The sequence below is a fragment of the Achromobacter sp. SIMBA_011 genome, from assembly GCF_046535435.1.
Classification (GTDB): Bacteria; Pseudomonadota; Gammaproteobacteria; order Burkholderiales; family Burkholderiaceae_B; genus Achromobacter; species Achromobacter dolens.
Window position 1 is genome coordinate 1 of the sequence record NZ_JAWRWN010000422.1, and the last position, 274, is coordinate 274.

The 274-nt window shown below is 65.7% G+C and carries 1 pseudogene; it reads left to right on the top strand.

Annotated features, from left to right (window positions below):
- Positions 1-274: pseudogene (locus tag SB816_RS31550) on the top strand (DNA polymerase I); the annotation flags it as partial.

The following is a 274-nucleotide window of genomic DNA, read 5'->3' on the forward strand; positions in this document are numbered from 1 at the left end:
GCGGGCCCGATCTGCCCGAGCAACTGCCGCTCGACGACGTGCTCGCGCGCCTGAAGCCGTGGCTCGAAGCGGCCGACCGCAAGAAGGTCGGCCAGCATCTGAAGTACGACGCGCAGGTGCTCGCGAACTACGACATCGCGCTGAACGGCATCGAGCACGACACGCTGCTCGAGTCGTACGTGCTCGAATCGCACCGCACGCACGACATGGACAGCCTCGCGCTGCGCCATCTGGGCGTCAAGACGATCAAGTACGAAGACGTCGCAGGCAAGGG